The organism is Streptomyces fuscigenes (assembly GCF_021556455.1).
Taxonomy (GTDB): Bacteria; Actinomycetota; Actinomycetes; order Streptomycetales; family Streptomycetaceae; genus Streptomyces; species Streptomyces fuscigenes.
This window is the reverse complement of record NZ_JAKGCV010000772.1, coordinates 1-1,228: the sequence shown is the minus strand read 5'-3', so window position 1 is coordinate 1,228 and position 1,228 is coordinate 1. Positions and strand designations below refer to the sequence as shown.

At 76.6% G+C, this 1,228-nt stretch carries 1 protein-coding gene; it reads left to right on the top strand.

The window, feature by feature from the left end:
- The first annotated feature begins 198 nt into the window (after window positions 1–198).
- The gene (locus tag L1885_RS28460) at window positions 199–1,227 is read left to right on the top strand and encodes an aldo/keto reductase (protein ID WP_235800019.1); all 1,029 of its coding nucleotides are present in this window, start codon (window positions 199–201) and stop codon (window positions 1,225–1,227) included.
- Window position 1,228: the final 1 nt, after the last annotated feature.

The following is a 1,228-nucleotide window of genomic DNA, read 5'->3' as shown; positions in this document are numbered from 1 at the left end:
CCCACCCGGCGCTTCGACGCGGCTTGCGTCCACCGCGTCCGCCCCTCGCGTAGGGTCTCGCGCCGGCCGCCTCGCGACCTCGCCGCCGCCCCGCCCGGGCACCGCGTCCCCGGGCGGGACCTCCCCGGCCGGTAGCGATCATGATGAGGTTGACTGGAGGCCTTCCCCGGCGGGGGAGGTGAGGAGGGGTTCGCGCAGGTGGAGCGCAGGACGATCGGCGCGGGTGTGCTCGTTGCGGGCGCGGTCGGGCTCGGATGCATGCCGATGAGCTGGGCGTACAGCCGTTCGCAGCGGCGGGGCGAGAGTTCGGAGCGGACGGTGCACGCGGCGCTCGACGCCGGGGCCGACCTGCTGGACACCGCCGACATGTACGGCCCCTTCACCAACGAGCTGCTGCTCGGCCGGGTGCTGGCCCGGCGGCGGGCCGAGGCGTTCGTGTCCACCAAGTGCGGTCTGCTCGTGGGCGATTCGCATCTGGTCGCCGACGGCAGGCCCGAGTACGTGCGGCGGGCGTGCGACGCCTCGCTGCGGCGGCTGCGCACGGACGTGATCGACCTGTACCAGCTGCACCGCGCCGACCCGGAGATACCGGTGGAGGAGACCTGGGGCGCCATGGCGGAGCTGGTGACCGCGGGCAAGGTGCGGGCGCTCGGCGTGTGCGCGCTGGGGCCCGGGGACGGTCCGGGCGGCGGCGGGAGCAGCCGGCCGGGACGGGGCGGCCGGCCGGCGGAGGCGCCGTACGCGGCCGCCGTGCGCCAGCTGGCCCGGATGCAGCAGGTCTTCCCGGTCAGCGCGGTGCAGGCGGAGCTGTCGGTGTGGGCGCCCGAGGCGCTGGAGCTGCTGCTGCCGTGGTGCCGGGAGCGGGGCACGGGCTTTCTGGCGGCGATGCCGCTCGGCAGCGGCTTCCTCACCGGCACGCTGACGCCGGGACAGGGCTTCGAGGAGGACGACGTACGGGCCCGGCACCCGCGTTTCACCGCGGAGATGATGGCGGCCAACCAGCCGCTGGTGGCGGGCCTGCGACGGGTCGCCGAGCGGCACGGGGCGACCCCGGCGCAGGTGGCGCTGGCCTGGGTGCTCGCACAGGCGCCGCAGGTCGTGGCGCTGCCGGGCACGAAGCGCGCGGAGTGGGCGGTGGAGAACGCGGCCGCGGCGGGACTGCGCCTGACGGCGGCCGACCTCGCCGACATCGCGGCGCTGCCCCCGGCCCGCGCGTCCTGGGACTGAC